Genomic DNA, 25,770 nt, shown 5'->3' with positions numbered 1-25,770 from the left:
ATGACGCATTTTACACAAAAAATCAACCAACTAAAATGGTTGCAAGCAATTGGTATAGATTATTATTTATCACAATCAACTATTAATCAGCAAGAAATACCCTGCACTCCTCGTCATTCCCGCAATCCTTCATGTCATATATGGATTGCTTCGTCGGCTACGCCTCCTCGCAATGACGACAGTACTTTTACCCACACGTCATTGCGAGAAGGCACTTTAGTGGCGACGAAGCAATCCATTTCTAATCATTTCCCCAATCCTTCATGTCATTTCCGCACAGGCGGGAATCCAGATCCTGCACAGAAACAGAATGACACCATTTCTTTATCTAGATCTTTGGCTGACTCAGCTAGCAGCCTAGAAGAACTAAAAAAACTACTAATGGATTTTAACGGTTGTGATTTAAAGAAATTAGCCAATAAAACCGTATTTGCTGATGGAAATCCACAAAGTTCTATAATGTTTATTGGGGAAGCACCGGGTAGTAACGAAGATGCACAAGGAATACCATTTTGCGGTGAAAGTGGTAAGTTACTCGATAATGTATTAGCCTCTATTAATATTTCAAGAGAACATAACGCTTATATTACTAACACTGTATTTTGGCGACCACCAGCCAACCGCCAACCGACGCAAGAAGAAATAGATATTTGCAGACCTTTTGTTGAGAAACATATCGCTTTAATAAACCCAAAACTAATTGTTTTAGTAGGAAATGTCGCGGCAACCAGCTTACTTGGCAAAAATGCTGGTATAAGTAAAATCAGACAAGAATATTATTTATACACAAATCAGTATCTTAGCAAACCAATTCAAACCACTTCTATCTTCCATCCCGCCTATTTGCTTAGACAACCAATGCAGAAAAAAACCACTTGGTATGATTTACTAAAAATCCATGAATATATCAATACAAGTGGGATATAGGGTGTTGTCAAACTAAATACCCATAGTTGCTTGTTTCGCTCCTTTTCCTACAATGGTATTTTTTATTGCTACACCTAGATTAACAACATTTTTGGCAAGTTCTCCAGTAGCTATCGCATTGTTTAAAGTACCTTTAGCTATAGTAACAACCGCATGACAGGCAGATTTTATCACACTCCCTACCGCATTTAAAATTGGATTGTTTTTAACTGCATTAGTCGGTCCTTCAAATACTTTTTCAACTTTCTTTAATTGCTCTTTGGCAAATTTTTCTAGGCGTCCAATTGGACTTTTTGCGTAATTTTCAGCATTTCTCTCATCAGCAAAAGCTTTGATAGGAGAACCAGCTAGAGTGTCAGTATAACCTTTTACCTCTTGTTTTACTTTGTCAAAGCCCTTTTTAAAATCCTGCCAAAGTTCTTGCGTTTTTTCACCTTGCAATTTATCTAATCCGTTTAATTGTGGAATTTCTTTTAGTTTTTCTTCTACCTGTTTTAAATATTCTTCAACTGTATTTAAAGCTATGTTTATATTTCCCAATGGTCCAACAACACCACTATTACTTAAACCGACAGCTTTATCATGAAACGGTACACTTGGTTTTATAGCTTCCTTATAAGACGGTGGAGAATCCACTTTTGGATTATTATCGTCACCTTTACTCATAATCTCCTCTATATTTTGATTATTATACTATTAGAAGCTATCATAAAAGCAATTGTATCGCAACCACTAAAAATCTAAATCAGCATAACAAACGGGTGGAGTAAAACTTGGTATTTGGTCGTGTAATAAAGAGCGGAAGCTAGGCCTAGATTTTATGATTGCATACCAATGACGAATAGACAGCCATTTGTCCCAATTAATTTCGCCAAAATAATCTAGAACCGATATATGACAGGCAGCAGCTATATCTGCACAACTTAAAGAATTTGATGCAATAAAGCTACGCTTTTCAAATAAATTTGACATATAGTTTAAATGATGTGATAGATTATTTTTTGCTGCCCTAAGAAAATCAGTTCTAGGACCACCTAATTGGCAGAAGGATCTTATTATTTTTTCATCGATAATAATTTTTGTTACTTCGCGGTAAAATTTTTCATTAAACCAACTGAGCAACCTACGAATTTCACATCTAATATCAATATCTTCATCGATAAAATTAAAATTTGGATATTTTTCATGTAAATACTCAGTGATGGGATAAATTCCTGCTATAATTAGAGTGGACGCCTCTTGTAAGACAGGTGTCGTCCCCGCCTGATTTAAACCCAAAAATTCCTTATCCCGAAGCCAATAATCCTCCTTAACCATAGTAAACTGCACATCTAGCTCTTTTAAATACACCCGAACTTGCCGTGACAATGGACAAATAGGATAATGGTATAATTTTCTCATATCCCTTATTTAAACATTAAATCTAAAATGCACCACATCCCCATCCTGCATTTTATACTCCTTGCCCTCTAAACGCATTTTACCCATTTCTTTAGCTTTCACTTCACCATTAAAATTTATATAATCCTCATAACTAATAACCTCAGCCCGAATAAAACCTTTCTCAAAATCAGTATGAATAATACCGGCTGCTTGAGGGGCTAGCGTACCATTACAAAAAGTCCAACCATGTGTTTCTTTTGGACCTACAGTAAAAAAGCTTCTTAGGTCTAATAAGTTATACATTTCTTTGATAATTTTACTTAGACCCGTTTCTACAAGACCCATACTATTTAAGAATTCAGATTTCTCTTCCTCACTTTCTAAAATTGCAATATCCGCTTCAATTTTTGATGAAATAATAACATGTTTTGCACTTTCTTCCCCTGCTTTTTTGGCTACAAGTTCCGTAAATTTATTACCAGTAACTGCATCTTTTTCCAGTACATTGCAAGCATACAAAACCGGCTTAGAAGTTAATAATTGTAATTGATCCAAAGCCTCTTTACTATAAGTCCCAATCATGCTACGCACCGGTTTACCTACCGTTAGAGTTGCTTGAATTTCTTTTAATAACTCTATTTGGTCTTTTAAAGTTTTATCACCTGTTTTTAAACGTTTCTCAGCATTTATTAAGCGTTTCTCTACCGACTCAAGATCTGCTAAAATTAATTCTGTTTCTATTATTTCAGCATCATATATTGGATCAATTTTATTATGTACGTGAGTAACATCTATATCCTCAAAACAACGTAGTACGTGCAAAATAGCATCAACTTCTCGTATGTGAGATAAGAATTTATTACCCAAACCCTCTCCTTTACTAGCACCTTTTACCAAACCTGCAATATCTACAACTTCTATGTAAGTAGGAATAATTTTACTAGAACCAGCAATAATGGATAGCTCATTTAGCCTAACATCCGGCACTGGTACTATAGCAGAATTTGGTTCTATAGTGCAGAAAGAATAATTAGCCGCTTCTGCTGCAATACTTGAAGTTAAGGCATTAAATAGGGTTGATTTTCCTACATTTGGCAAGCCAACAATACCACATTTTAATGTCATAATTTTTTATTCATTTGTTTATAGGAATTATTTTTTTTGTAATAAGTGGCAGTTTTGCTGTCATTCCTACGAAAGCGGGAAGGTATATCGAATTCAGATTATCACAAATCCTTCTTTAAAAAATATAATTCTGAATCTTTATCATATCCCCTTCTTGTAAACTCTAATTTAAAACCTAATTTCTCATAAAATGGTCTAGCTTGCCAATCGGTAGTACACAAATTCATAAATCTACAATTACGCTCTCGTGCTAGATTCTCTGCCTTGGACATTAGTAAAGTACCGTAATTCTGACCTCGAAAATCTTCAGAAACCCATAACGTATCAATGTATAAACAACCATAAACAAGTACACCTTTTATACCAGCAACAAAGTTTTTATCATTATCAAAACACGAGAAGGAAAATGATTGGACAGCATCAAGACCCTTCTTGTTTTTAGCAAGTTCATCTAATCCATCCTGCATTATCTTCGAATATTGTGCATCCATGTCATCTGCATAAACACAAGTTAATTGTTGTTTCATATTTAAACGATGCTCCTTTTAAACTCTTCCATTTCACCTGAAAGCAATAAACGAAAATTATTAATTATTACTTCAATGGAATTAACCATAATTTTATATTCCTCTTTAGCAAAAGAAGCTAAAACGTAATCCGACACATCATTATACGCTGCTGGTCTTCCTACCCCTATTCTTATACGGTGATAATCATTTCCTATACACTGATCCAATGATTTTAAACCATTATGCCCACCACTACCACCAGCCAATTTATATTTTATTCTACCAGTTTCTAAATCTATATCATCATGTAAAACAAAAATATTCTGTGATTTAACATTATAGTAAGAACATATTGCTTGTACTGCTTTTCCAGACAGATTCATATAAGTCAGAGGCTTTGCTAATAGTAATTTATACTCGCCTATTATCCCTTGTGCAAGTTCTGCATGAAATTTAGCTTTGGTATTCCAAGAAAATTTATAGTATTCTGATAAACGTTCCACAGCTGTAAAGCCAACATTATGGCGAGTATTTTGGTACTCTTTGCCTATATTGCCCAAACCTACAACAACTATATACCCTTTGTCTTCAGATTTAAGCATATTATAATATCATTAGAGAGCGATTTGCACTTATATTTAAGGGGTTGATGCAATCCCTGCATCGATGTCATCCCAGCGAAAGCTGGGATCTAAAAAAGTAGCCAGGAAGAATATGTAAACCTTTTTAGATCCCTGCCTTCGCAGGGATGACATAATGGCGGTGACATCGTTTTTTGTTACCTCGTAGCTTCAAAAACAACTACTTTGCTGGCTTCACTTCCTCAGTTGCAGCTTCTTCACCTTCTGACTTACTACCCTTACGACCGATTATAGTAGCAATAATAAAATCATTTTTACTAGCTATCTGAACCCCTTCAGGGAGTTTAATGCTTTTTGCTTTTAAAGACTGACCGATATGCATGTTGGTAACATCAATATTAATATTTTTAGGTATATTATTGACATCACATACAAGAGTTATAGTTCTTTTTATTATATTAAAGAATCCACCTCTTTTAACTCCCAAAGCTCTTTCTTTACCTTCATAGACTACCGGTACTTCCATTCTTTGGGTCTTTTCCTCTAAATGTACAAAGTCAACATGCCTTACTATGTCAGTAATAGGATGCAATTCTACAGCCTTTGGTAACACTTTATGCGTTTTACTACCCACTTTAATTTGAATAACTGTAGAGATAAAACCAGGTTTTCTATAATGCTTAGTTATCTCTTTTTCTTCTATAGAAACGGCTAGCACTTCTTTACCTGCTCCATAAACCACAGCTGGAACCATACCTTTCCTACGTAGATCTCTTGCGACTCCCGTACCAAATGTCTCCCGCATTTCTGCTGCAAGTTCTAATAGTTCACTCATCTTTTTCTCCCAAGAGCTTTTAAAGCATAGATGATAGTACTAAATGCTAAAAAATTCAAGTATTAATTTGACAAGCAGCTTTAAAGCTGCTTACAATACCAAATGTGTTTATAACTCGATAATCAAGTTTTTTTCTGAAGGCTACAATTCATGGCAGTTTATGTCATCCCAGCGTAGGCTGGGATCTAAAAAAGTTTAAATAGTCTTTTAGGCTATTTTTTAGATTCATCTACCTACGCGGGAATGACATCTTCTCAACTTCTTTTCATGATTTTCAAACTGCCATGAATTATATAACTTAATAAAAACTTGATTATCGAGTATAACACAAATGATAGTTTAAGTTATATAAGGAGGTATTTGCATGTCGAAAGATAAAGATCAACAAATAGAAAGCGTGTTATCACAGGAAAAAGATACATTACGGGGTATAATAAATTCTGTAGATAATCTTTTAGAGGCTAATAAACAACTAGACAATAGTAGACATCTACAACAAAAAGTGGAAAATTTAAAGAAAGAAGCCCCCTCTTTACCTTGGTTTAAAAGACTTATACATATAATTCCACAAGTAAAATATCTTTTTATAAAAAATGATGAGGAAATTGCTGAAGAAAAGAGAAGAACCAACAGAGTTGTACTCAAACATGTTGACAATACATTAAGAGATGTAGGTAAAAAAAACTTATCTTTACAGAGAATTATAGATACAGAGTTACAAGAAGAATTTAATAAGATCATAACCAAAGAACTATCAGAAGAACAACTACAACGGGTAACCCGATTAAGAGAATCCTTAGTAAAGTTGGATATATCTGCTGAAAAATTTAGCCAAATTGTACCACAAGTTTATAATGCTGATGAAGCGAAGGCACTATACCAAGAAAGAATAAGACTGTCACACCTACAACAAGACCTAGTTAAGTTGGTAAAGGCTAATGATAATGTTAAAGAACTTCTTTCCATAAAGAAAGAATTAGCAGAATTACGGGAAGAATTACCATCAAATTTGCTAATAAAAAAACTTAAGCAAATTGTTGTAAAGATCAAGCATGTTTTCGTAAATACTCCAGAACAAATTTTAAAAGACAACATAACCCACAATAATGAAATATTAAAAAGGGTTGATCAGGGATTAGAGATCACTGGTAAAAACATAGAGGATTCAACAATAGCTAGAACAAATAAGTTACATAAAGAATTAGAGAAGCTGACAAAAAGGAAACTGTCACCTGAGCAGTTAACAGCAGCAAAAGACTTAAGTAGTAAGCTTGAGTCCACTTTTGCAGCAGCTTCTGTTGCTTCACAGCCATTGTCTACAAGCCAAGATTTGGCTCAATCTCAAGCCATATCATCATCAATGCCTGACCGAATAATACCTACACGCCAAGCACCACCACGACCTCCATATGCATCATTGCAGAACCAAGCTGTTCAGCAAGTAGCGGAAAGTGCTATACCTACAGCTCCACCACTTATGCGTACTACGTCGATGCCGAACCCAACTATTCATCAAGCAGCAGAAAACACTAGAACAAGATCTCTTTCATCTTCATCCCTTCCCCCTATATCATTGCAGGATTCACAAAATATTCAGCATGGAGAGGAAGCTAAACAGACACCTAAATCTCTTAAATATAAAGCACCACAGCCACCGTTGCAGAATCAAGAGGTGCAGCAAGAAGCAGGACCTGCTATACCTCCAGCTCCTCCATTGCCGGATCAACTGCGTCCAGCACCACTGCCTCCTACACATTCTGTGCCGTTGCAGAACCAAGATGTTCAGCAAGCAGTGGGAAGAGATATACCAGCACCACCACCGTTGCCACCTACAGCTAATATACCTCCACCTCCTCCATTGCCACAAGCTACTCAGCAAACAACGGGAAGTGTGCCACCTCCTCCACCTCCACCTCCTCCACCAGCTGTAGAACCTACGGCAGGTCAAGATCAGAAGCCAGCAGCAATGCCGAAAGGAACAAATGATGCAAGGACAAACTTATTAGCTGACATTAGGACGGGGATGCAACTTAAAAAAGCACCCACAACAGCCCATCCAGCACCGCCTTCGCCGTCAGGTTATGATCATGACAAAGCAACAGTAGCAACGCAAGGGGAAGGAAAGGCAAACTTCTTAACTGAAATGGTACTGAAGGCAAAGCTTAGGAAAGAAAAGATATCTGAATCAGGGGGAAATAAAGCACTAGAAGAACTAGAGAACAAACAAAAAACACCACCTACTCGATCTTCTAGCCCAATGGGGGATATCTTTGAGAAGGCTATGGCAGAGAGGCGTCAGAAACTTTATGATGATGATGATGATGAACCTGAACATGAACATGCTGATCTTGTGAAACTTATTACAGAGAATAAGATTGATGCATCTACTCGCAAGAAGCTTGAGGAACAGGCTGGTGTTAAAAATGTTGATGGGTTAGTTAAACTTATTCAGGTGGAGTTTGATGAGTTTGATGATGATTATAATGAGGAAAGGGAAAAAATGCAAAAAAACGTCATCAAGCAGCTAGAGAAGATTAAGGAAAATCTTGATAGAGGAGAATCGGCTAAATTACCGTCTAATCCTGTTGCTAACGTTGATGTGACAAAAGAACCATACCCTCCAAAGTTACAGTCAGCAGCAAAAGCTATTGGAGAAAATCTTACCATAACCCCAAAAGATGGATACAAAACCCTCCCTCCTCCTCCATCCCCCAACCCAGTTAGTATCAAAAAAGGGACTGGATCTAGGACAGTATAGCGATTTATGCGAATTTGGGATGACATCGAAGGCGTAGGGATAAATAGTAAGCTCAAGTAATCATCACCATTAGGGGTGATGTCACCCCTACTTCGATGCGGGATCTAAAAAAATAGCATAGAAGGTATGTTAACCTCAGTTCGATATAAGAATTAATAATTCTTATATCGAACTGGCTTTGTTATATTTTAACAATCAGGTGTAGAACCGCTTCAAACCTGATTGTTTCTATATATAACACGAAAGTTCGATGTAACAAGTTACATTGAATTCAGGTTATGTTAATAGTTTTAGATCCCAGCTTTCGCTGGGATGACATCGTTTTGACATTAGTACTACAACTGTAGTGCTAAATAGCGTAGTTAGTCTCCCCGTCAGAAATGCTAAGAATTAAGAATAAATCAAACAATTAAAACCTTAACAAAAAATTTTTGCATAAAATTTGGGGGTTTGATTTTTGGAGTAAATTTTTTGCTATAAAAAGCTAATCTTTCGGAAACTTTGACATGATGATTTGTTAACGAGGCTCTGTCCAAAAAACTGTGTAAATTCGAAAAAATAGGTCATTAAATTTTGTTAAGCCTATCCTCAAATTTAACCATCAAATGAGCCATAGCTTCATTCCAGTTTGGAATGGGCATAGTCCATTTTTTGGTCATATAGTCAATTGTCAAATATAAACTTTTAAAAACAGCATTATCATTAGGAAAAACCCGCTTATTATTTGTTACTTTACGCAATTGACTATTGACAGATTCAACTGAATTAGTTGTATAAATTACCTTTCTAATTGACTCAGGATACCCTAGAAAAATCATTAGATTGTCCCAATTATTATACCATGATTTGGCAATTTGTGGATATTGTTTATTCCATTTTTCTTCAAAAGATACTAAAGCTAAATGGGCTTGTTCTTCCGTTACTGCAGTATATATCGGCTTTAAATCGCTAGACAGTTGCTTCCTATCTTTATACGACACATATTTTAAACTATTTCTAATCTGATGTACAATACACAATTGATGTTCTGTTTTTGGATAAACTGCTTCTATTGCCTCAGACATATCAGTAAGATTATCGCTACAGGCAATCAGTATATCTTTTAGCCCTCTATTTTTCATTTCGGTAAAATTACCGAGCCAAAATTTTGCCCCTTCATTTTCACTGATCCATAATCCCAATATATCTTTTTTACCAGATAAATCAATTCCTAATGCAACATATACTGCCTTATTGATTATCCTTTTATCTTGCCTGACTTTTACTACTAAACAATCAAAAAATACTATCGGATATATCTCTTCTAATGGTCGACTCTGCCAAGCTTTAACCTCATCCATTACATCATCAGTAATTTGGCTGATTAAGCCTTCACTTATTTCAACACTGTATAACTCCTGTAACTGAATCTTAATATCAGATATACTCATGCCTTTAGCATATAATGATAGTACTTTATCGTCAAAACCATCAAAACGTTTCTGGCGTTTTGGTAGTATTGCGGGTTCAAAGGTATTATGCCTATCCCTTGGTACTTCTATTTCTACAGCTCCATGTTCGGAGATCAGTTTTTTGCTAGTTATACCATTACGAGCATTATCATTATCTGCACGACTGTATTTATCATAGCCTAGATGATTATTCATTTCTGACTGCAGTGCCTTCTCTATTAAACGTTTGGTCAATTCTTTTAATAAACCTCCTTCTTTCAGTATTGTACTTACATCTGTATCATTATCTATTAATAAATCTACTGCTTGCTTTATTGATTCATTAGTTTTTTTATTCATGTAATTTCCTTTTTTGTTATACTTTTATATATAACCTATTTCGAAATTTACACAGTTTTTTGGACAGAGCCTAGATATTTTCTTCCCTGATAGGTTGAATTTTAAAGTATGATATTCTATACTGACACAGTTCAGCGAATGTTCTCCCAAACTCGTATGGCTTGTTTAATTTCCCTTTACCAATACACTCTACCTCCGGGGCATGAAAACTATATAATATTTTATTATCTTCTTTATATTGTTCTTTTTCTGCTTTACTCAGTATAGATTGCACCTGTATCTTCTTTATCTTATTTAGTATTTCTTGTTGGTTTGCCGATAAACTTAATTTTGCTTTAGCTATTTCTCGCTGACATATCCTAACTAAACGACCCAACAACACTTTTAAATGCTTCATTATTTTCTTACGCTTTTTGGCTTTACTATTATCTTTATATTTCCATAATTTTAATATGTCTTTTTTATATTGCTTGGCATATGTTTCATTTAACTTGATGCCTAAGGCATGACATAACTTTACTAGCTCTATTCTTGCCTTATCCATCAAATATACATCATGTGGATACTTAATATTCTTAATTTGTACAGTAGTATCAATGATTATCGATGCTAAGTCTTTTTTTTTACTACACCAGCTTTGCAGCCGATTCTTATCAGCTCCTTTAATATCTCATTATAGCCATCTTCTTCTAATATAGCACGAAACCGCCGGATACTAGATTCTGATATCTCAGCATCTTTCTGCAAATATTCCCAACCACAAAAATACTGCCAATATACGTTCTCTCTTAGCTCTTCCTCAGAAGCTGCATCTGACAGGTTATACATCGCTTGCAGCATAGTCACTCCAAGTAACAGACGGTGACATCTGCGATTCCTACCAAATTTCTTGATATCAACATTCGCCAACAACCACTCCTCTAAACTAGACCAATTTATTAACGATCTTAATTTATATAACTTATTATTAGGGTTTAATTCCTCGGTCAATTTATAACCAAAAAGTTGTCCTTGTCTTTGTGATTTCTCTATATTTTCCATCGGCATAAATCAACTAATCCATAAGGTTTATGCCCATATTATAGCATTTTCTTATGGATTCTCTATATTTTTTTACTCGCTAAACATATTAGATATTATATCTCTAGACTTCTGACGGGGAGACTAGATAGCTAGATTAAAATAATCAGGTGAAGGAATTTATCTTGAGCCCATTGCGGGAAAACCGCACGATGAGGTTCTAATGAGGGGCGTAAGTGGTAACGCTTACGTCTACTCTCTAATTACCCTGGTTGTTTTACTTTGCCTTTTCATCTCCAGGTAATACATAACTTGGTCCTTGCCAACTTGATGAAAAATCAAATTCTCTATATGGTTGGTCGAGTTTCACTGGCTCATATACTACTTTTGCAAGAGTCTCATCATATTTAACCTGCACGTAACCCGTTAATGGGAAGTCTTTTCTGAGAGGATGACCGACAAAATCATAATCTGTTAGAATACGACGATTATCATGACTACCGCCAAAAATTACTCCAAACATATCATATGCTTCGCGTTCATACCAGCAAGCAGCACTAAATATTTTGCTAACTGAGGGGATTATGTCATGTTCTCCAGCCTCAATTTTTACTAATATACGTTTATTTAATTTAAGACTCAGTAAATTATATACTATTTCAAACCGTTTCAAACGGTTTAGGAAATCAGCAGCAAATATATCTGTTAGCACAGTAAAACGCAAATCCTCAGATTCCTTAATTGCCGATAAAAATGGTAGCAAACTTTCTATACCAGCTTTATAGCTAATAAAATGTGTATTCAAATCATTTACAGGCAAAGCAGTTATCTCAAGCTCCTGATTTTTTATTAAGTCGTCAATGATATTTTTCATTTGTTGCCTAAGGTAATTTAAAAGTCATATTTTCACCTTCTCTAAATCTAGTAGTTCTTCTAATCTTCTTTTGTAACTGCATTAAACCATAAATCAAAGCTTCAGCAGTTGGAGGGCAGCCTGGCACGTATACGTCTACTGGAACAATCTGATCACAGCCGCGTACTACTGAGTATGAATAGTGATAATAACCACCACCATTGGCACAGCTTCCCATTGATAGAACCCACTTAGGTTCAGTCATTTGGTCATAAACTTTTCTAAGAGCTGGAGCCATCTTATTTGTTAATGTCCCTGCAACTATCATTAAATCAGATTGACGTGGACTTGGTCTAAACAACATGCCAAAACGATCCATATCATAGCGGCTAGAAGCAGCTTGCATCATTTCTACTGCACAACATGCAAGACCAAAACTCATAGGCCAAAGTGAATTAGATCTAGCCCAGCCTATCAAATCATCGAGTTTAGTTATAAGGAATCCTCGGTTTGAAATTTCTTCTTCAAGGAGCTTATCTTGATCGTATTCATATAGATCTATCTTTGCTTGCATGTCATTACTCCCAGTCTAAAGCTCCTTTTTTCCATTCATATACAAAACCGATGGTAAGTACCAATAAGAAAAACATCATTGAGAAGAAACCAAATTTACCAATTTGTCCAAGCGTAATAGCCCATGGCACCAAAAAAGTTATTTCTAGATCAAAAATAATAAATAAAATAGCTACTAAATAAAAACGTACATCAAATTTGCTTCTAGCATCACCAAAAGGTTCAAATCCGCATTCATAACTATCCAACTTAGCCTTATTATATTTTTGAGGAGCTAAAAGCCTTGGCAATGTAACTATTACCAACGACAAAACTGATGCTATACCAAAAAACACAGCTATAGGCAAGTATTCCTGTAAAATATTAGATGTTTCCAACATTAATAATTATACTCCTGTGATTTTGAAAGAAGTAACTTAAACAAAATCATCGCTCCAAAAGAGCTACAAACCCACCATATTTGCCAAATGTTAAATGAAATCATACCTATTATATAATAATTTATAAAGCAAGCATAGGCAACTGACTTGTAATTTAATACATCTATAGCTATTTTGTTATCCTCCTTCGTTCGATTTATCTTACCACTTTTAGAAGACTGCACTAAGGATATATTACTAATTTTTTGAATATATTTGTAAATTAAAGATAAAAATAGTATCAAACCTATTAAGCCCGTTTCCAATAAAATTTGCATTATATTATCATGTGGGTGTAGAGGAAGGGGGGACCACGTCCACTGGTTATAGCTAATCATTTGTTTCTCATCAATTTTAAAATTTCTTGATGAAGCAAATCCATGACCCAAAATTGGTTTCTTGATAATTTGTTCGGCAACAAAGTGCCAAATAAATACACGGTGCTTAGCAGAGTCTGGTAGAAATTTGGCATAGTGATCTGAGGCATAATGTGGTTGTATTTTATATGCAATTATCGGCATCAATATTGAACCAGATATCATAGCAAGGGTAAATAATTTCAAAAAAACAGATTGCAGTGATTTGGTTACTAACAGCCTATTTGTTAAAAATACTAATCCAGCTACGGTAAATGCTAAAGAGCTTGCAAGGCTATCTGAGATATAGAGCAAATAAAAAATTATCAGGTAATATATTAGTGCTAATAAATATCTATGATATGATATAATTATAGCTATAGCTACCCATGAAAGAACTGATAATAAAGAACATCCACGGTCAAGAATGAATAAAAAGAATTGACATGAAGATTTTGGCTGAAAAACAGTACGGAAAGCCCTTGTTATAATACCGTGAGATGCGTATTCTATAAAAAACAGAGCAATTGCTGCTGTTATTCCTATAATAAAGTATATTTTTATTTTAGTTACATTTATGGATAATTTGTCAATATTGCTATTTACGATAAACCCTATTAGAACAATTAAACAAACCTGTAGATAGTTAAATAAAGAGGAGGGGTAATTAGGTGAATAAAAATTTGTTATAAGACACCAAAGACAAAATAGTAATTCCAGTTTCCAATTGGATAACAAAGTTTCTTTAATAGTAGCGTATTTCAAATGAATAAAGATTTTATCTCGCAAAGCAATTAATATAGTTAATAACAACATAGGAACTGTTACTGCAGCAGAAAAACCAGAAATCAATCCAACTACTGGGAATAACATAACTAATAGGCAGATCATGGATTGTATACTCTTCTGCTTTAAATAATTGGTTTTTGCAAATACTTGCGGGGCATTCGTGTACTCACGTACTAAATGTACGTTCCGCTCACTCTCCCCTTGTTTATTGTCCCCATTCTTCAAATCATTTGAGTATATCATTACTTAAAATATCCTATAAACAATTTTTAGCAAAGATTTCATAAATAGGATGTTCAAAGGTGGAGACTGAAATACTTGACGAGATAAGCCATCCTTGGAAAATTAACATAGCATCCTCATCAATTTTATGCTCTGTAATGGTTAATAGCATGTAATTATCTTCATTATAAGGATCAAGATTTTTAATACATTTATGAAGTTTAATTTGAATATTACCAAAATATTGTGGTTCATTAGGCTTTAATACCAGCTCCTTTGATGTTGCTGTGATTTTATTTAAAGCAATAATCTTACCAAGACTGCAAGTTTTTAATTCTGAATGTTCAACACTATTTTGTATATTTAGCAAATTATTAGAATCAGCAACATGCTCAGTAAAATTATTATCTTTTTCTAATTCATTACTTTCATCTGTAGTATCAAGGAATTCCATATTTTGAGCAGTATCTTCAGCTTGTCCATAAGAAGAAAGAATGCATAAAAACCCCATTATATTGGCAAATATAAGGTGCTTCATCAATTTCTGCAACATGCGAAAATAACAATTCTTTAAGTTATAATTTGGACTATGCTGAATTATACTAGCATGTAGCAAAATTGTATATATAAAATTTTGTGGTAGTGTGATTCATCGCTAGTAGTTTAACCTCAAGTATTGATGTAATAAATTAATAGTAGGCTCAAGTAATCATCGCCATTAGGGGTGATGTCACCCCTGCGAAAGCAGGGGGCTAAAGAAATAGCCTAATGGGACAGTTGAGCATTTTTAAGATACCTGCCTTCGCAGGGATGACACCCTAGGCTATTAAACCGATGTCTTACATCAATACTTGAGGTTAGTTTAAAATAAGTAAAACTTTAGTAATATTTTTATTGTAATTTATTTCTCTATACTCCATATTGGTAGGATCACTACATAAAAGATCAAATAAAAACTAAAAATATTTAAATAAATTTTTGGTTAGTTAGTTATTTTTTCATAAATCAATATCACTTAAGTGAGCATTAATGCAAGCTATTATCTGCCTTATATTAACAAACCCGCAGATTAAGTCTAAATTTAGGGTCATTTTCTCGTACTTTTCTATATTCCTTTTTATGGGGTTTGCTACTTTTGTATCTTTATCGATCAATAAGTTCGTTAGTGATACTATGTCAATTACTATAGCAGAGCCAGAGCTTGAATCTTCAGAAGAACTATCAAATGAAATCTCTCAAGTTATAACAGTCAAAAAAGGTGATACATTAAAGGCAATACTTTTACGGCAACAAATTCCAAATAATGAAATAAACCAAATCATAAAACTAGTAAAAGACAAGAATATTGAATCTTCCCTGAAGATAGGACAGCAACTTGTTTTTGATTATGAAATAAAAATTACTGAACAAGACGATGAAGATCTTGCTTCTGAGTCACGTATATTGAATAAAATAACCATAGCGTATGATAATGTTAAATCTTTAGAAATTATTAGAGAAGAGGAAAGTTTTTATGCGAAAGATGTGACCAAAGTTCTAAATAAATTAATAACTAAATCTTCTGTGGTTATTAATTCAAGTTTTATGTCGGCCTTAAAATCGTTGGGATTATCAAGTAATAGTATAATTGAGCTGATTAACTCGTATAGTTATCAGATTGATTTTCAACGTCAAATTAAAAGTGGTGATACGGTAACTGTTATAACCGAAAAATTTGTTACCAAGGAAGGTAAATTTTCTCATCATGGTAAGGTTTTATATGTATCGCTTAATTTGTCAGGTAAAGAATATAATATTTTCCGGTATTCTCTAGACAATACACCCAATAATCATGATTTCTTTTCTGAAGATGGTAAAAGTGTAAAAAGAAGTTTGCTTAGAACCCCTGTTAAATTAGTTAGAATTTCTTCTCATTATGGTAATAGACATCATCCTACTTTAGGCTATACCAAAATGCACAAAGGTGTTGATTTTGCTGCTCCAACTGGTACGCCGATTTATGCTGCAGGTAATGGGGTGATAACTGAAATAGGATGGAAATCTGGCTATGGAAAATTTATACAGATCAAACATAGTCAAAATCTATCAACTGCTTATGCTCATGCTTCTAATTTTGCTAAAAATCTTAAGCCAGGAAGTATAGTTAAACAAGGTCAAGTTATTGCGTATGTTGGTAGTACTGGTAGAACTACGGGGCCACATTTACATTATGAGGTTAAAATAGGTGGTAAGAACATAAACCCTATGCACGTTAAATCTAGTCCAGGTATAGAACTTGCTGGCAAGCAATTAGCAAAATTTAAACAATTTAAAAGTAATGTAAAGTCTTTAAGTAGTGAGCTTGATAATAAGTCAGAGATTGCTGAAAATTCAGCAACAAAATTCTTTTGAAATTTTAAGGAGTTAATATAGTTCTCGTTTCTTATTTATAGACGTATATGTCATTGCGAGCGAACATACGTGAGCGTGGCAATCCATGAAACTGTCATACAATTGCTTCGTCGACCTTATGGTCTCCTCGCAATGACGTTTTATAGACGTATAGTAAACATAAGTAAAACAAGGTGATCCTAAAAATTATGTCATCATTTCTTTCGCAAAAACATAAGAATATAGGTATAGTTGGTTTAGGTAAGACTGGTATAGCTGCTTGGGAAGTACTGAATAAAGTAGCTAAAGTAATTTGCTATGATCAAGCAAGTAGCAGTCGGGATGCTTTTACCAAAATCTATGGGAGTGATAGTCTTGTTAGCTTATCTGATCTGCAGTGGCAAAATCTTGATAAGATTCTACTGAGTCCAGGTATTCCTTTGTCTCATGACATTGTTACAATGGCTAATTCCCATAATATACCGATAACTTCAGATATAGATCTGTTATTTGAGGAAGTTAGGTTAAGAGAGCTTGAGGCAGCTAATTTCATTGGCATAACTGGTACTAATGGTAAGAGTACTACCACTGCTTTAACCGGCCATATTTTACAATTTTGTGGTTTTGATTATCAAGTTGGAGGAAATATTGGTTTTCCTGTTTTGGCTATGAGGTTAGATAGTAAAGGATATGTATTGGAGCTATCCTCATTCCAATTAGATTTATTAAACAGTTTTAAAGCCAAAATTGTGGTGCTTCTTAATATCACGAAAGATCATTTAGACCGACATAATAATATGCAAGGCTATATTGCGGCTAAAAAAAAGATATTTAATCGAATGGATAAAGATTCATTTGCTATAATTAGTGTTGATAATGAAATTACCAAGAATATTTTTCTAGAATTACAAAAGGAAAATAGAACAAATGTAGTACCAATCTCTATTTATGAAATTCTTAATAAAGGAATATCAATTTGTAATAATATTATTTATGACAATATTTTTGAACCGATTACTATTAATCTCCATAATAATAACTATCTACAAGGTATGCATAATCAAGAGAATATTGCCGCTAGTTATGCAGCTTGTCGAGTTATAGGGGCAAGACCAGAACAAATAATTGCCGCTATCGGGCTATTTAAGGGGTTACCACATAGAATGCAATATGTTGGTACAGTACAAAAGCTATATTTAAATGTTCCTACGAATATAAATTTTTATAACGATAGCAAAGCTACCAATAGCATGGCTGCCTCTAAATCCATCTCATCGCTTGATAATATATATTGGTTAGCTGGGGGGATAGCAAAAGAAGGAGGGATAACAGAGCTAGAGCCATGGTTTTATAAAATTCGTAAGGCTTATCTTTTTGGTCAAGACAAAGATCTTTTTGCATCATTTCTTAATGGCAAGGTAGATTACCAAATTTGTCAAGATTTAACGGAGGCTTTTAATTCTGCCTTTAGAGATGCAATAGAGGATACGGGGGGTATAAAGAATATTCTGCTAGCCCCAGCTTGTGCTTCCTACGATCAATTTAAAAATTTTGAGGAACGCGGAGAATTATTTATTAAATTATATAATGCTATTATTAATCATGGCTAAAGATAATAATAATGAATTGTCTAACAACTATATAAAATGGTGGTGGCGTAGTATTGACCAGCAAATGATTATTGCTTTAGTAATCCTATTTGTGTTTAGTATGATGTTGGTTACCACATCAGGATCAGCAGTAGCAAATAGAATTGGACTTAATGAGTATTATTTTGCATCTAGACAATTATTCTACCTTGCTAGTGCTTTGTTACTAATCATTTTTTTTTCTTTTTTCTCAAAAAAATGGTTAAAGAGATTCTCAATTCTAGGATTTATTGGTAGTATATTATTATTAATTTTAGTTAGATTTTATGGTTATGAGGTTAAGGGGGCTACTCGTTGGATTAATATTCTAGGTCTCTCTATGCAACCTTCAGAATTTGTAAAACCATTTTTTGCAGTGGTGGCAGGCTGGATATTATCGCTGAAATTTGAAGGTGAATTTCCAAGTTTTTCTATTTGCATAAGTCTTTATAGTATAGTTGCTTTATTATTAATTATCCAGCCAGATTTTGGTATGTTAGTGATGGTTACTGCTGTTTTTGGTATTCAACTTTTTATTGCTGGTATGCCGATATTTTGGATTATACTTGCTGCTTTTATGTTGGTATTTGGGGTTACAGCAGCTTACTTTTGGCTTCCTCATGTAACAAAAAGGATTAATAGTTTCTTGGATCCTGATAGTAGTAGTAATTACCAAGTTGGTAAGTCAATCAGGGCGTTTGAGCATGGAGGTTTATACGGTCGTGGTCCTGGTGAAGGGGCGGTAAAACAAGTATTGCCGGATTCGCATACTGATTTTATCTTTGCTGTTGCTGGTGAAGAATTTGGGGCAATTATTTGTTTAATCATTGTAGGGATATTTGCTTTTATAGTTATTCGTAGTTTACTTAAACTTATTAATGAAGAAGATAAATTTATTCAATTAGCAGCAAGTGGTATTATTTCCCAAATAGGGTTACAAGCAATCGTTAATATTGGTGTAACCTTGAATTTATTGCCAACCAAAGGTATGACGTTACCCTTTATTAGTTATGGTGGTTCTTCAACTCTTGCCATAGCCATTGCTACGGGGATGCTGCTTGGTTTTACCAAACATAAAACCTCTCTTAGTAAATATAAAATTCAAGATATTGACATATGAAGAATATAATTGTTGTTGGTGGTGGTACGGCTGGTCATTTGTTCCCCGCTATTGCTTTAGGTGAAGAATTAATGGAGCGTGGGTATGAGTCGTATCTTATCACCGATGTTAGATGCCAAAAATATTTAACTGAAGATTTAAAGCTTATACCACATATAATAAATTTTAGATTGCCACCTAAAGGTTTATTTAATAAGTTTAAATTATTGATTTCTTTATTAATTATAACTTTTAAGATGTTATTGCTATTAGTGAAGATTAAACCATATGCTATAATTGGGTTTGGTGGCTATCCGACTTTTCCTCCATTGCTCGCTGCAGTATTTTTACGTATTCCTATCATAATTTATGAACAAAATTGCTTTATTGGTAAAGCTAATAGATTTTTCTTAAAATATGCTAGAAAAGTTGCTCTTACATATGATGAAACTAAAAATTATAATATTCTTGATAAGAATAAGAAATTGGTTATAGGAAATATAGTACGGGAGAATGTTAAAAACCTGAAAGTTAGGGAAAATTTTAATAATGATATTTTCCGAATATTTATTTTTGGAGGAAGTCAAGGAGCAAAGATTTTCTCTACTTTAGTGCCTGAAGCTATTCAGATATTAGCGCAATCAAATCCTGATATTAAACTGCATATTACCCAACAAGCTTCCCTAGAAGATCATGATAATATTGCTAAAATTTATGCTCAGTTGAAAATTCCATATAAGTTGGCAGATTTTTTTTATGATATGGATCAGCAATATGCCAATCAAGAATTAGTAATATCAAGAGCTGGGGCGTCGACTATTTCTGAGCTTTGCTATGTGGGATTGCCGGCGATTTTTATTCCACTACCTTCAGCTAGCGAAAACCATCAATTCTATAATGCCAAGGCTCTAGAAGATAGTGGGGCAGGGTGGTGTTTTGAACAAAGTACAATCACAGCAGAAAAATTAGCCAATAAACTCTTAGTGCTAGTAAAAAATCGTGATATATTAAAAAAAACATCTAATGAGTTATTAAAAAGGAAAAATGATGGTAGTAAGACTTTAGCTGACGCAGTAGAAGAAATAATAAGCTGATTCTTGCAGTTTTAATAATTTTGTGTCATTAATTAATATTAATAGAAAATTATCGGATTAGGTTATGTTAAAGAAAATTATTATTACAGTTTTGGGATTGTTCCTACTTTCAGGTTGTACTGATGGTTTTAGAGGATATTTTAAAAAATCTGCTAATAATAAAATTATAGATACCAAAGGTTTTGAAGGTGGTAAGCGTCCGCCTCTTTATAATAAGAAGTATATATCAACGGCAAAAAGGAACGTCATGGAAGGAAATTTTGATGACGATGATGAAGATTTACTTAGTGAAGATGATACGGAAACAATCAATCCAACTTTAAGAAATCGTCAGATGTATCTTAAGATGGTAAAACAGGATGCAGATCGTAAAAGAAGGCAGAAGTTAAATCAAGACAAAGATTATCCTTCATTGAACTTGGCAAGTGATAGGGTGAAAAAGCGGAATAGTGATGAGGCAAACAGTAAGTTGCACAAAGAGCTAGAGCAAATTAAAGCTATGCTGCATGAAACTAAAAAAGATTTAGAAAAGTATAGTTGTCCTGCGGGAAAAAATGCTAAAACACAAAGTGCTGATATGTTACCAATAGAAACAGATAGTCATAAAACAATTAAAAAGCTAGAAACTAATAAAACTAAGAGTGTACTCAATAAATCAGAAATGAAAAGAAAATTTCTTAGTGAAGATTATGATGATGTAAAGGTAAATGACCCTAATGGGAAAGTTGGTAAAAACGACACTAATAATAGAGTGAATAGTACTATTGTTAATGAACAAGAGAAATTCCAGTTACCGCCTCGTGCAATATAAACAACCCTTTAGGATATTTTTTAGATACCGCTACTTTCGCAGGGGTGACATCAGGGATGATACTGAACCTAGTATTAACTTGTTACATCGAACTTAGCTAAAATAAGTAGGAATAGTTGAAGGTATGAGTAAATTTATCCAAGCAAATGGCAGGGTTATATATACCCAGACCCACCTTACTAGAGAACAAAAAGAAGCTGTCGGGTTACTTTCTATCGGAACGTTCTTAGAGTTTTTTGACTTAACTTATATATTCCCATTATTAACTACGCTAATACTACAGTTGTAGTTACTACCCAGGGATGTCATTCCATAACTGTCGAAAGTTAGAAGAGGAAGGGGTTTTAAATAGGGTAACGTCATTGCGAGGCAGGCCGTAGGTCGACGAAGCAATCCAAAAAAGTAACCATAAGTGGATTGCTTCGTCGGCTTACGCCTTCTCGCAATGACAGCGGTTATAAGCCCACAACTTTTAAACTGTCATTATGACTTCTAAAACCCCTTCCTCTTCTAACTTTCGACAGTTGTGGATGTCATTCCCGCCTACGCAGGAATGACATCTTCTCGAGTTCTTTTCATGACTTTTAAACTGCCATGAATTATATAACTCAATAAAAACTTGATTATCGAGTAAAAGACAATTAAACATTATTAGATACCAGCTTTCGCTGGGATGACATAATGGCGAGTAGGGGTGACATAAAAGGAGAGGCAGGGAAACACCCTAGGCTATTAAACCGATGTCTTATATTGAACTCAGCTTAGTTATTCAAATTGAATTAAATAGCAAAAAAAGATATTATTCTTGTAAAAACATATTAGTGGAAGAAATTTTTGGTATATACTGCAAAAAATTGAAGAATTTAGAAGAGACATCAGTCCTCGTGGAGATGGCATGAAAGAAAATAAAAAATATTATAGCTGGTTAACAATAATATTTTGTTTAATAATTAACAGCTATTCAATTATTTATGCTTCTAATACAAATATTGAAAATAGATTTGCGACAAAGATTGCTATTGTAGATATACACTCTATTCTAGAACATTCTATAGCAATCCAGTCTATAAGAAAATCGGTAGACCAAATAAGCGAAAAAATTCGACAAGATCTATCAAAGAAGGATGGAGAACTAAAAGAAATAGAGAATCTATTAATGGGAAAACGTAACTCTTTAAGTGAATCAGCTTTTGAACAAGAATTTAGTCTTTTTGAAAATAAAATAAATATAGCACAAAAAGAAATACGAGATAGGAAAGTACGTCTTGAGCAAGCCCATGCTGAGGGCATAGGGAAAGTACAAGAAGCAATAACAAAGATTATAAGTGCTTTAGCAGAAAAGTATAATCTTGATCTAGTTATACCTAATACTCAAATTTTATTTGCTAAAAATAGTCTGAATATTACGCAAGAAGTAATAGCAGAACTAAATAATAAACTAAAACATGTTACAATTAAATACGAATAATTTGTTATAGAGGTTTATCAATGACAGAATTTACTCCTATTACAGTAGCTTATGGTGATGGTATAGGTCCAGAAATAATGCAAGCAGTACTGTATATTTTAAAAGAAGCTGAAGCAAGAATACGTATAGAAATGGTGGAAGTAGGAGAGAAATTATACAAGAAGCATTATACTTCAGGGATAGCACAAGATACTTGGGAATCACTGGCAAGAACTAAGATTCTTCTAAAAGCCCCTATTACCACTCCTTTAGGTGGTGGGTATAAAAGTTTAAATGTAACTCTTAGAAAAGCCCTCTCTCTTTATGCAAATGTTCGCCCTTCTGTCTCTTATGCTCCTTTTGTTAAAACACTCCATCCAGACTTAAATACGGTTATAGTACGGGAAAATGTTGAAGACTTATATGCTGGAATTGAATATCGCCAAACTCACAATGTTTATGAATCTCTTAAACTAATCAGCAGAGTTGGTAGTGAAAGAATTATTAGATATGCCTTTGAATATGCGATAAAAAATAACCGTAAAAAAGTCACATGTTTTAGTAAAGATAATATTATGAAACTTTCTGACGGAATTTTTCATAAAGTCTTTGATGAAATGGCAAGTAGATATAAGCAGATTCAAAGTGACTATTATATAATAGACATAGGCACTGCAAGACTGGCAACTCAGCCAGGATTATTTGACGTCGTTGTAACCTCAAATCTGTATGGGGATATTATATCTGACGTAGTAGCAGAAATTTCTGGATCAGTAGGACTTAGCGGTTCTGCCAATATAGGTCAAAATTATGCTTTATTTGAAGCTGTACATGGCTCTGCCCCGGATATTGCAGATCGTAATCTAGCTAATCCTTCTGGTTTACTTAACGCAGCAATTATGATGCTAGTTCATATTAAGCAAAATGATATTGCTGCATTAATAGAAAATGCTTGGAAAAAAACCATTGAGGACGGAGTTCATACTGGGGATATCTATGATGAGAAAATATCTAGCAGAAAAGTTGGAACTAAGGAATTTGCTGATGAAGTAGTGAAAAGACTAGGTTTCAAACCTTCTAAGCTCGCAGAAGCTGCATATTCATCATCAACTGCACAAGAAACTATTGACAAGATATATTCGATTAATACTAAAGAAACTAAAGAATTGGTAGGTAGTGATATATTCATACAGATGGAGGCTTTGACTGCCCATGATGTAGCAGCAAAAATTCAAACTATCAATTTAGGTGACTTAGAATTAAAAACCATAGCTTCCATGGGACTTAAATTATGGCCAAGAGATGAGAGATTTGAACTACTGTCTGACCATTGGTGTTGCCGCTTTATGGCAAAGAAAGATGGGAAAAGAGTAACGCATTTATCTATAGCCCATTTACTTGAAGCTCTAAGTAAGGCAAAAGTAGATTTTATTAAAATTGAAAATCTATTTGAATTTGATGGGAAAGCTGGATATTCGCTTGCTCAAGGAGAATAGTGTTACTCCATCTATTAGGCATAAACCAACGAAGCAAAATCTCCCAAACGTCATTGCGAGAAGCCACTTTAGTGGCAACGAAGCAATCCAAATCTAATCACTTTCCTAGATTGCTTCGTCGCTACTAAAGTGGCTCCTCGCAATGACGAAGTAATAGTCGAGGTATGAGAATTTAATTTTTACGGATATTTATGCGAGGATATTTATGATAGTTGTTATCGGTTATGGATTAATCTTACTCGGAATTATAGCAATATTTTCCGGGATTGTTGGACTTTTTAGATTTCCTGATTTCTATACAAAAATTCATGCTGCTAGTGTAATTGAATGTTGCGGCGTACCTTTATCACTTGTTGGTCTTGCCTTTTTACAAAATGATTTTACTAGCTCTTTTAAATTAGTTTTTGCCTCTATATTGGTTTTAATATTAAACCCGGTATCTACTCATGCAATTGGCAAGGCTGCTTTATTAGGAAAAACTAACCTAAAATAATTGATCGTTTATTTATGATACCAGAAATAATAAATTTTCAACTAGCTAGCTGGTTGCTTATGGTAATCCTTATAATGCTTGCCATCGTATCAATTAAGATTATATTTTGTAATTCTTTATTAGAAACAGTAGTAATAAATTCTATTTTTAGCTTACTTATTGTTTTATCTTATCTTCTTATGGACGCTCCAGACGTGGCAATGACTGAGGTAGCTCTAGGTAGCTGTTTATCTAGTTGTGTATTTTTAGGATTTTTAAGCAAATTGCCAACCATACAGAAATGTAATCCTAAACCAACACGAGTAATAAGTTCATCCATTATATGTGTAATTTTTATAGTAGTGTTAAGCTTTGCAGGACTTGATTTACTAGAATATGGATCTATAGATCCTCCTATGCAAAGTCACCTAAGCAAATATTATATTGAAAACACTAAAAGTGATATTGGTATTCCCTCTTTTGTAGCAGCACTACTAGCTAGCTACAGAGGTTATGATACTCTTGGAGAAACGGCAGTCATTTTAATTGCTGGAATATCGGTATTATTGCTATTTTCACAAAAAAGTAATGAACATGCTTAAAGATTTTATCATTATAAAACATTCTATTCTTTTTATCTTACCTTATATATTCTTATATGGTCTATATATTCAAATTAATGGTGATGCATCACCAGGAGGCGGATTCCAAGCTGGGGCTATATTTGCTTCTATGATAATTGGTTTTGATTTAGTTCATGGTCAGTTTAAATTAAAACAATATTTTTCTACTGATTTACTAGTTGGTATGGCTACTATCGGGGTACTTATCTATGCCATGACCGGTATGGTATCAATATTATTTGACGATAATTACTTAAACTACTATTCTCTTGCAAATGACAAATTATTAGCTCAACATATTGGTATCTTTATAATTGAAATTGGCGTTGGACTTTGCGTTGCATCGGTTATGTGTTTAATATATTCTATAATGAGTACTGTAAAAACGTAACAATATTGTTAAAGAACAGCTAAAGGTAAGTCAATTATTTGGCTCTTATGCTAGAGGCAATTGGAACAGGATATAGAGAAGAAAACCACCTCATATTAGACTTGAAACTTATAATAACCTCAACTATTGATGTAAAACATCGGTTTAATAGCCTAGGGTGTCCCTGCACCTTGGGATGTCACCCCTGCGTATGCAGGGG

The 25,770-nt window shown here is 34.0% G+C and carries 24 protein-coding genes and 1 pseudogene; 11 read left to right on the top strand and 14 right to left on the bottom strand.

Translation table 11 applies throughout. The annotated features are described in order from the left end of the window. On the top strand, positions 1 to 927 hold the full coding sequence (locus AB3211_RS01055) for a uracil-DNA glycosylase family protein (protein WP_367364381.1): 927 nt from the start codon (positions 1 to 3) through the stop codon (positions 925 to 927). A gap of 12 nt (positions 928 to 939) precedes the next feature. Here the strand turns inward: AB3211_RS01055 and AB3211_RS01050 are convergent, their stop codons facing one another. The 6 genes from AB3211_RS01050 to AB3211_RS01025 form a co-directional block, all read right to left on the bottom strand. Next, complete coding sequence (locus AB3211_RS01050) at positions 940 to 1,593, bottom strand: hypothetical protein (protein WP_367364380.1); 654 nt, start codon at positions 1,591 to 1,593, stop codon at positions 940 to 942. A gap of 66 nt (positions 1,594 to 1,659) precedes the next feature. After that, a complete protein-coding gene (locus AB3211_RS01045) occupies positions 1,660 to 2,328 on the bottom strand; it encodes a glutathione S-transferase family protein (protein ID WP_367364379.1) in 669 nt (222 codons plus the stop codon). Between the two features lie 9 nt (positions 2,329 to 2,337). Then, entirely contained in the window at positions 2,338 to 3,435 is a 1,098-nt protein-coding gene (gene ychF, locus AB3211_RS01040; RefSeq protein ID WP_367364378.1) for a redox-regulated ATPase YchF, read from the bottom strand. Between the two features lie 101 nt (positions 3,436 to 3,536). Next, positions 3,537 to 3,962 (bottom strand): GNAT family N-acetyltransferase, encoded by a 426-nt coding sequence (locus AB3211_RS01035; RefSeq protein ID WP_367364377.1) that lies wholly within the window; start codon positions 3,960 to 3,962, stop codon positions 3,537 to 3,539. A 2-nt stretch (positions 3,963 to 3,964) separates the two neighbouring features. Further along, positions 3,965 to 4,546, bottom strand: a complete 582-nt coding sequence (gene pth / locus AB3211_RS01030) for an aminoacyl-tRNA hydrolase (protein WP_367364376.1) — start codon at positions 4,544 to 4,546, stop codon at positions 3,965 to 3,967. Positions 4,547 to 4,745: 199 nt separating this feature from the next. Continuing rightward, a complete protein-coding gene (locus AB3211_RS01025) occupies positions 4,746 to 5,360 on the bottom strand; it encodes a 50S ribosomal protein L25/general stress protein Ctc (RefSeq protein WP_367364375.1) in 615 nt (204 codons plus the stop codon). Between the two features lie 364 nt (positions 5,361 to 5,724). Here AB3211_RS01025 and AB3211_RS01020 point away from each other — a divergent pair, with 364 nt between their 5' ends. Then, a complete protein-coding gene (locus AB3211_RS01020) occupies positions 5,725 to 8,118 on the top strand; it encodes a WH2 domain-containing protein (RefSeq protein ID WP_367364374.1) in 2,394 nt (797 codons plus the stop codon). Between the two features lie 566 nt (positions 8,119 to 8,684). Here the strand turns inward: AB3211_RS01020 and AB3211_RS01015 are convergent. From AB3211_RS01015 to AB3211_RS00980, 8 genes are all read right to left on the bottom strand, one after another. Then, entirely contained in the window at positions 8,685 to 9,908 is a 1,224-nt protein-coding gene (locus AB3211_RS01015; RefSeq protein ID WP_367364373.1) for an IS256 family transposase, read from the bottom strand. A 70-nt stretch (positions 9,909 to 9,978) separates the two neighbouring features. Beyond that, positions 9,979 to 10,452, bottom strand: a complete 474-nt coding sequence (locus AB3211_RS01010; RefSeq protein WP_367364360.1) for a hypothetical protein — start codon at positions 10,450 to 10,452, stop codon at positions 9,979 to 9,981. 65 nt (positions 10,453 to 10,517) lie between these two features. Next, positions 10,518 to 10,955: a transposase gene (locus AB3211_RS01005; RefSeq protein ID WP_367364149.1), complete on the bottom strand. Its 438-nt coding sequence runs from the start codon at positions 10,953 to 10,955 to the stop codon at positions 10,518 to 10,520. Between the two features lie 250 nt (positions 10,956 to 11,205). Continuing rightward, on the bottom strand, positions 11,206 to 11,802 hold the full coding sequence (locus AB3211_RS01000; RefSeq protein ID WP_410521597.1) for an NADH-quinone oxidoreductase subunit C: 597 nt from the start codon (positions 11,800 to 11,802) through the stop codon (positions 11,206 to 11,208). Positions 11,803 to 11,809: 7 nt separating this feature from the next. Next, complete coding sequence (locus AB3211_RS00995) at positions 11,810 to 12,355, bottom strand: NuoB/complex I 20 kDa subunit family protein (protein WP_341758486.1); 546 nt, start codon at positions 12,353 to 12,355, stop codon at positions 11,810 to 11,812. A 4-nt stretch (positions 12,356 to 12,359) separates the two neighbouring features. Beyond that, entirely contained in the window at positions 12,360 to 12,734 is a 375-nt protein-coding gene (locus AB3211_RS00990; protein ID WP_341747807.1) for an NADH-quinone oxidoreductase subunit A, read from the bottom strand. Beyond that, positions 12,734 to 14,161, bottom strand: coding sequence for an O-antigen ligase family protein (locus tag AB3211_RS00985; protein WP_367364372.1), 1,428 nt, complete (start codon positions 14,159 to 14,161; stop codon positions 12,734 to 12,736). Before AB3211_RS00985 ends, AB3211_RS00990 begins: the two co-directional genes overlap by 1 nt. Positions 14,162 to 14,174: 13 nt before the next feature. Beyond that, positions 14,175 to 14,678, bottom strand: coding sequence for a DUF2155 domain-containing protein (locus AB3211_RS00980; protein WP_410521596.1), 504 nt, complete (start codon positions 14,676 to 14,678; stop codon positions 14,175 to 14,177). Positions 14,679 to 15,190: 512 nt separating this feature from the next. Here AB3211_RS00980 and AB3211_RS00975 point away from each other — a divergent pair. The 9 genes and pseudogenes from AB3211_RS00975 (at position 15,191) to AB3211_RS00935 (ending at position 25,571) form a co-directional block, all read left to right on the top strand. Beyond that, entirely contained in the window at positions 15,191 to 16,531 is a 1,341-nt protein-coding gene (locus AB3211_RS00975; RefSeq protein ID WP_367364782.1) for a M23 family metallopeptidase, read from the top strand. A 188-nt stretch (positions 16,532 to 16,719) separates the two neighbouring features. Beyond that, positions 16,720 to 18,120: a UDP-N-acetylmuramoyl-L-alanine--D-glutamate ligase gene (murD, locus tag AB3211_RS00970; protein WP_367364371.1), complete on the top strand. Its 1,401-nt coding sequence runs from the start codon at positions 16,720 to 16,722 to the stop codon at positions 18,118 to 18,120. Beyond that, positions 18,098 to 19,258, top strand: a complete 1,161-nt coding sequence (ftsW, locus tag AB3211_RS00965) for a putative lipid II flippase FtsW (protein ID WP_367364370.1) — start codon at positions 18,098 to 18,100, stop codon at positions 19,256 to 19,258. Before murD ends, ftsW begins: the two co-directional genes overlap by 23 nt. Beyond that, positions 19,255 to 20,331, top strand: coding sequence for an undecaprenyldiphospho-muramoylpentapeptide beta-N-acetylglucosaminyltransferase (murG, locus tag AB3211_RS00960; RefSeq protein ID WP_367364369.1), 1,077 nt, complete (start codon positions 19,255 to 19,257; stop codon positions 20,329 to 20,331). Before ftsW ends, murG begins: the two co-directional genes overlap by 4 nt. A 64-nt stretch (positions 20,332 to 20,395) precedes the next feature. Further along, complete coding sequence (locus AB3211_RS00955; protein ID WP_367364368.1) at positions 20,396 to 21,142, top strand: hypothetical protein; 747 nt, start codon at positions 20,396 to 20,398, stop codon at positions 21,140 to 21,142. Between the two features lie 895 nt (positions 21,143 to 22,037). Beyond that, positions 22,038 to 22,610, top strand: coding sequence for an OmpH family outer membrane protein (locus AB3211_RS00950; protein ID WP_367364367.1), 573 nt, complete (start codon positions 22,038 to 22,040; stop codon positions 22,608 to 22,610). A 20-nt stretch (positions 22,611 to 22,630) separates the two neighbouring features. Then, positions 22,631 to 24,085, top strand: coding sequence for an NADP-dependent isocitrate dehydrogenase (locus AB3211_RS00945; RefSeq protein WP_367364366.1), 1,455 nt, complete (start codon positions 22,631 to 22,633; stop codon positions 24,083 to 24,085). 205 nt (positions 24,086 to 24,290) lie between these two features. Then, positions 24,291 to 24,578 (top strand): Na+/H+ antiporter subunit G, encoded by a 288-nt coding sequence (locus AB3211_RS00940; protein WP_367364365.1) that lies wholly within the window; start codon positions 24,291 to 24,293, stop codon positions 24,576 to 24,578. Between the two features lie 14 nt (positions 24,579 to 24,592). Next, positions 24,593 to 25,571, top strand: a pseudogene (locus AB3211_RS00935) (DUF4040 domain-containing protein). Positions 25,572 to 25,770 lie beyond the last annotated feature (199 nt).

The organism is Candidatus Tisiphia endosymbiont of Nedyus quadrimaculatus (assembly GCF_964059235.1).
In the GTDB taxonomy this organism is placed as follows: Bacteria; Pseudomonadota; Alphaproteobacteria; order Rickettsiales; family Rickettsiaceae; genus Tisiphia.
Note: the sequence above shows the minus strand (reverse complement) of the source record. Positions and strands in the feature narration are given on the sequence as shown.

Coding starts and splice junctions, on each gene's coding strand:
- AB3211_RS01020 (WP_367364374.1), top strand. CDS start 5,725: ATGTCGAAAGATAAAGATCAACAAATAGAAAGCGTGTTATCACAGGAA.
- AB3211_RS00945 (WP_367364366.1), top strand. CDS start 22,631: ATGACAGAATTTACTCCTATTACAGTAGCTTATGGTGATGGTATAGGT.
- AB3211_RS01055 (WP_367364381.1), top strand. CDS start 1: ATGACGCATTTTACACAAAAAATCAACCAACTAAAATGGTTGCAAGCA.
- AB3211_RS01005 (WP_367364149.1), bottom strand. CDS start 10,955: ATGCCGATGGAAAATATAGAGAAATCACAAAGACAAGGACAACTTTTT.
- murG (WP_367364369.1), top strand. CDS start 19,255: ATGAAGAATATAATTGTTGTTGGTGGTGGTACGGCTGGTCATTTGTTC.
- pth (WP_367364376.1), bottom strand. CDS start 4,546: ATGCTTAAATCTGAAGACAAAGGGTATATAGTTGTTGTAGGTTTGGGC.
- AB3211_RS00990 (WP_341747807.1), bottom strand. CDS start 12,734: ATGTTGGAAACATCTAATATTTTACAGGAATACTTGCCTATAGCTGTG.
- AB3211_RS01015 (WP_367364373.1), bottom strand. CDS start 9,908: ATGAATAAAAAAACTAATGAATCAATAAAGCAAGCAGTAGATTTATTA.
- AB3211_RS01000 (WP_410521597.1), bottom strand. CDS start 11,802: ATGAAAAATATCATTGACGACTTAATAAAAAATCAGGAGCTTGAGATA.
- AB3211_RS00980 (WP_410521596.1), bottom strand. CDS start 14,678: ATGAAGCACCTTATATTTGCCAATATAATGGGGTTTTTATGCATTCTT.
- ftsW (WP_367364370.1), top strand. CDS start 18,098: ATGCTATTATTAATCATGGCTAAAGATAATAATAATGAATTGTCTAAC.
- AB3211_RS01025 (WP_367364375.1), bottom strand. CDS start 5,360: ATGAGTGAACTATTAGAACTTGCAGCAGAAATGCGGGAGACATTTGGT.
- murD (WP_367364371.1), top strand. CDS start 16,720: ATGTCATCATTTCTTTCGCAAAAACATAAGAATATAGGTATAGTTGGT.
- AB3211_RS01010 (WP_367364360.1), bottom strand. CDS start 10,452: ATGGATAAGGCAAGAATAGAGCTAGTAAAGTTATGTCATGCCTTAGGC.
- AB3211_RS00955 (WP_367364368.1), top strand. CDS start 20,396: ATGTTAAAGAAAATTATTATTACAGTTTTGGGATTGTTCCTACTTTCA.
- AB3211_RS01050 (WP_367364380.1), bottom strand. CDS start 1,593: ATGAGTAAAGGTGACGATAATAATCCAAAAGTGGATTCTCCACCGTCT.
- AB3211_RS01035 (WP_367364377.1), bottom strand. CDS start 3,962: ATGAAACAACAATTAACTTGTGTTTATGCAGATGACATGGATGCACAA.
- AB3211_RS00985 (WP_367364372.1), bottom strand. CDS start 14,161: ATGATATACTCAAATGATTTGAAGAATGGGGACAATAAACAAGGGGAG.
- AB3211_RS00940 (WP_367364365.1), top strand. CDS start 24,291: ATGATAGTTGTTATCGGTTATGGATTAATCTTACTCGGAATTATAGCA.
- AB3211_RS00995 (WP_341758486.1), bottom strand. CDS start 12,355: ATGCAAGCAAAGATAGATCTATATGAATACGATCAAGATAAGCTCCTT.
- AB3211_RS00950 (WP_367364367.1), top strand. CDS start 22,038: ATGAAAGAAAATAAAAAATATTATAGCTGGTTAACAATAATATTTTGT.
- ychF (WP_367364378.1), bottom strand. CDS start 3,435: ATGACATTAAAATGTGGTATTGTTGGCTTGCCAAATGTAGGAAAATCA.
- AB3211_RS01045 (WP_367364379.1), bottom strand. CDS start 2,328: ATGAGAAAATTATACCATTATCCTATTTGTCCATTGTCACGGCAAGTT.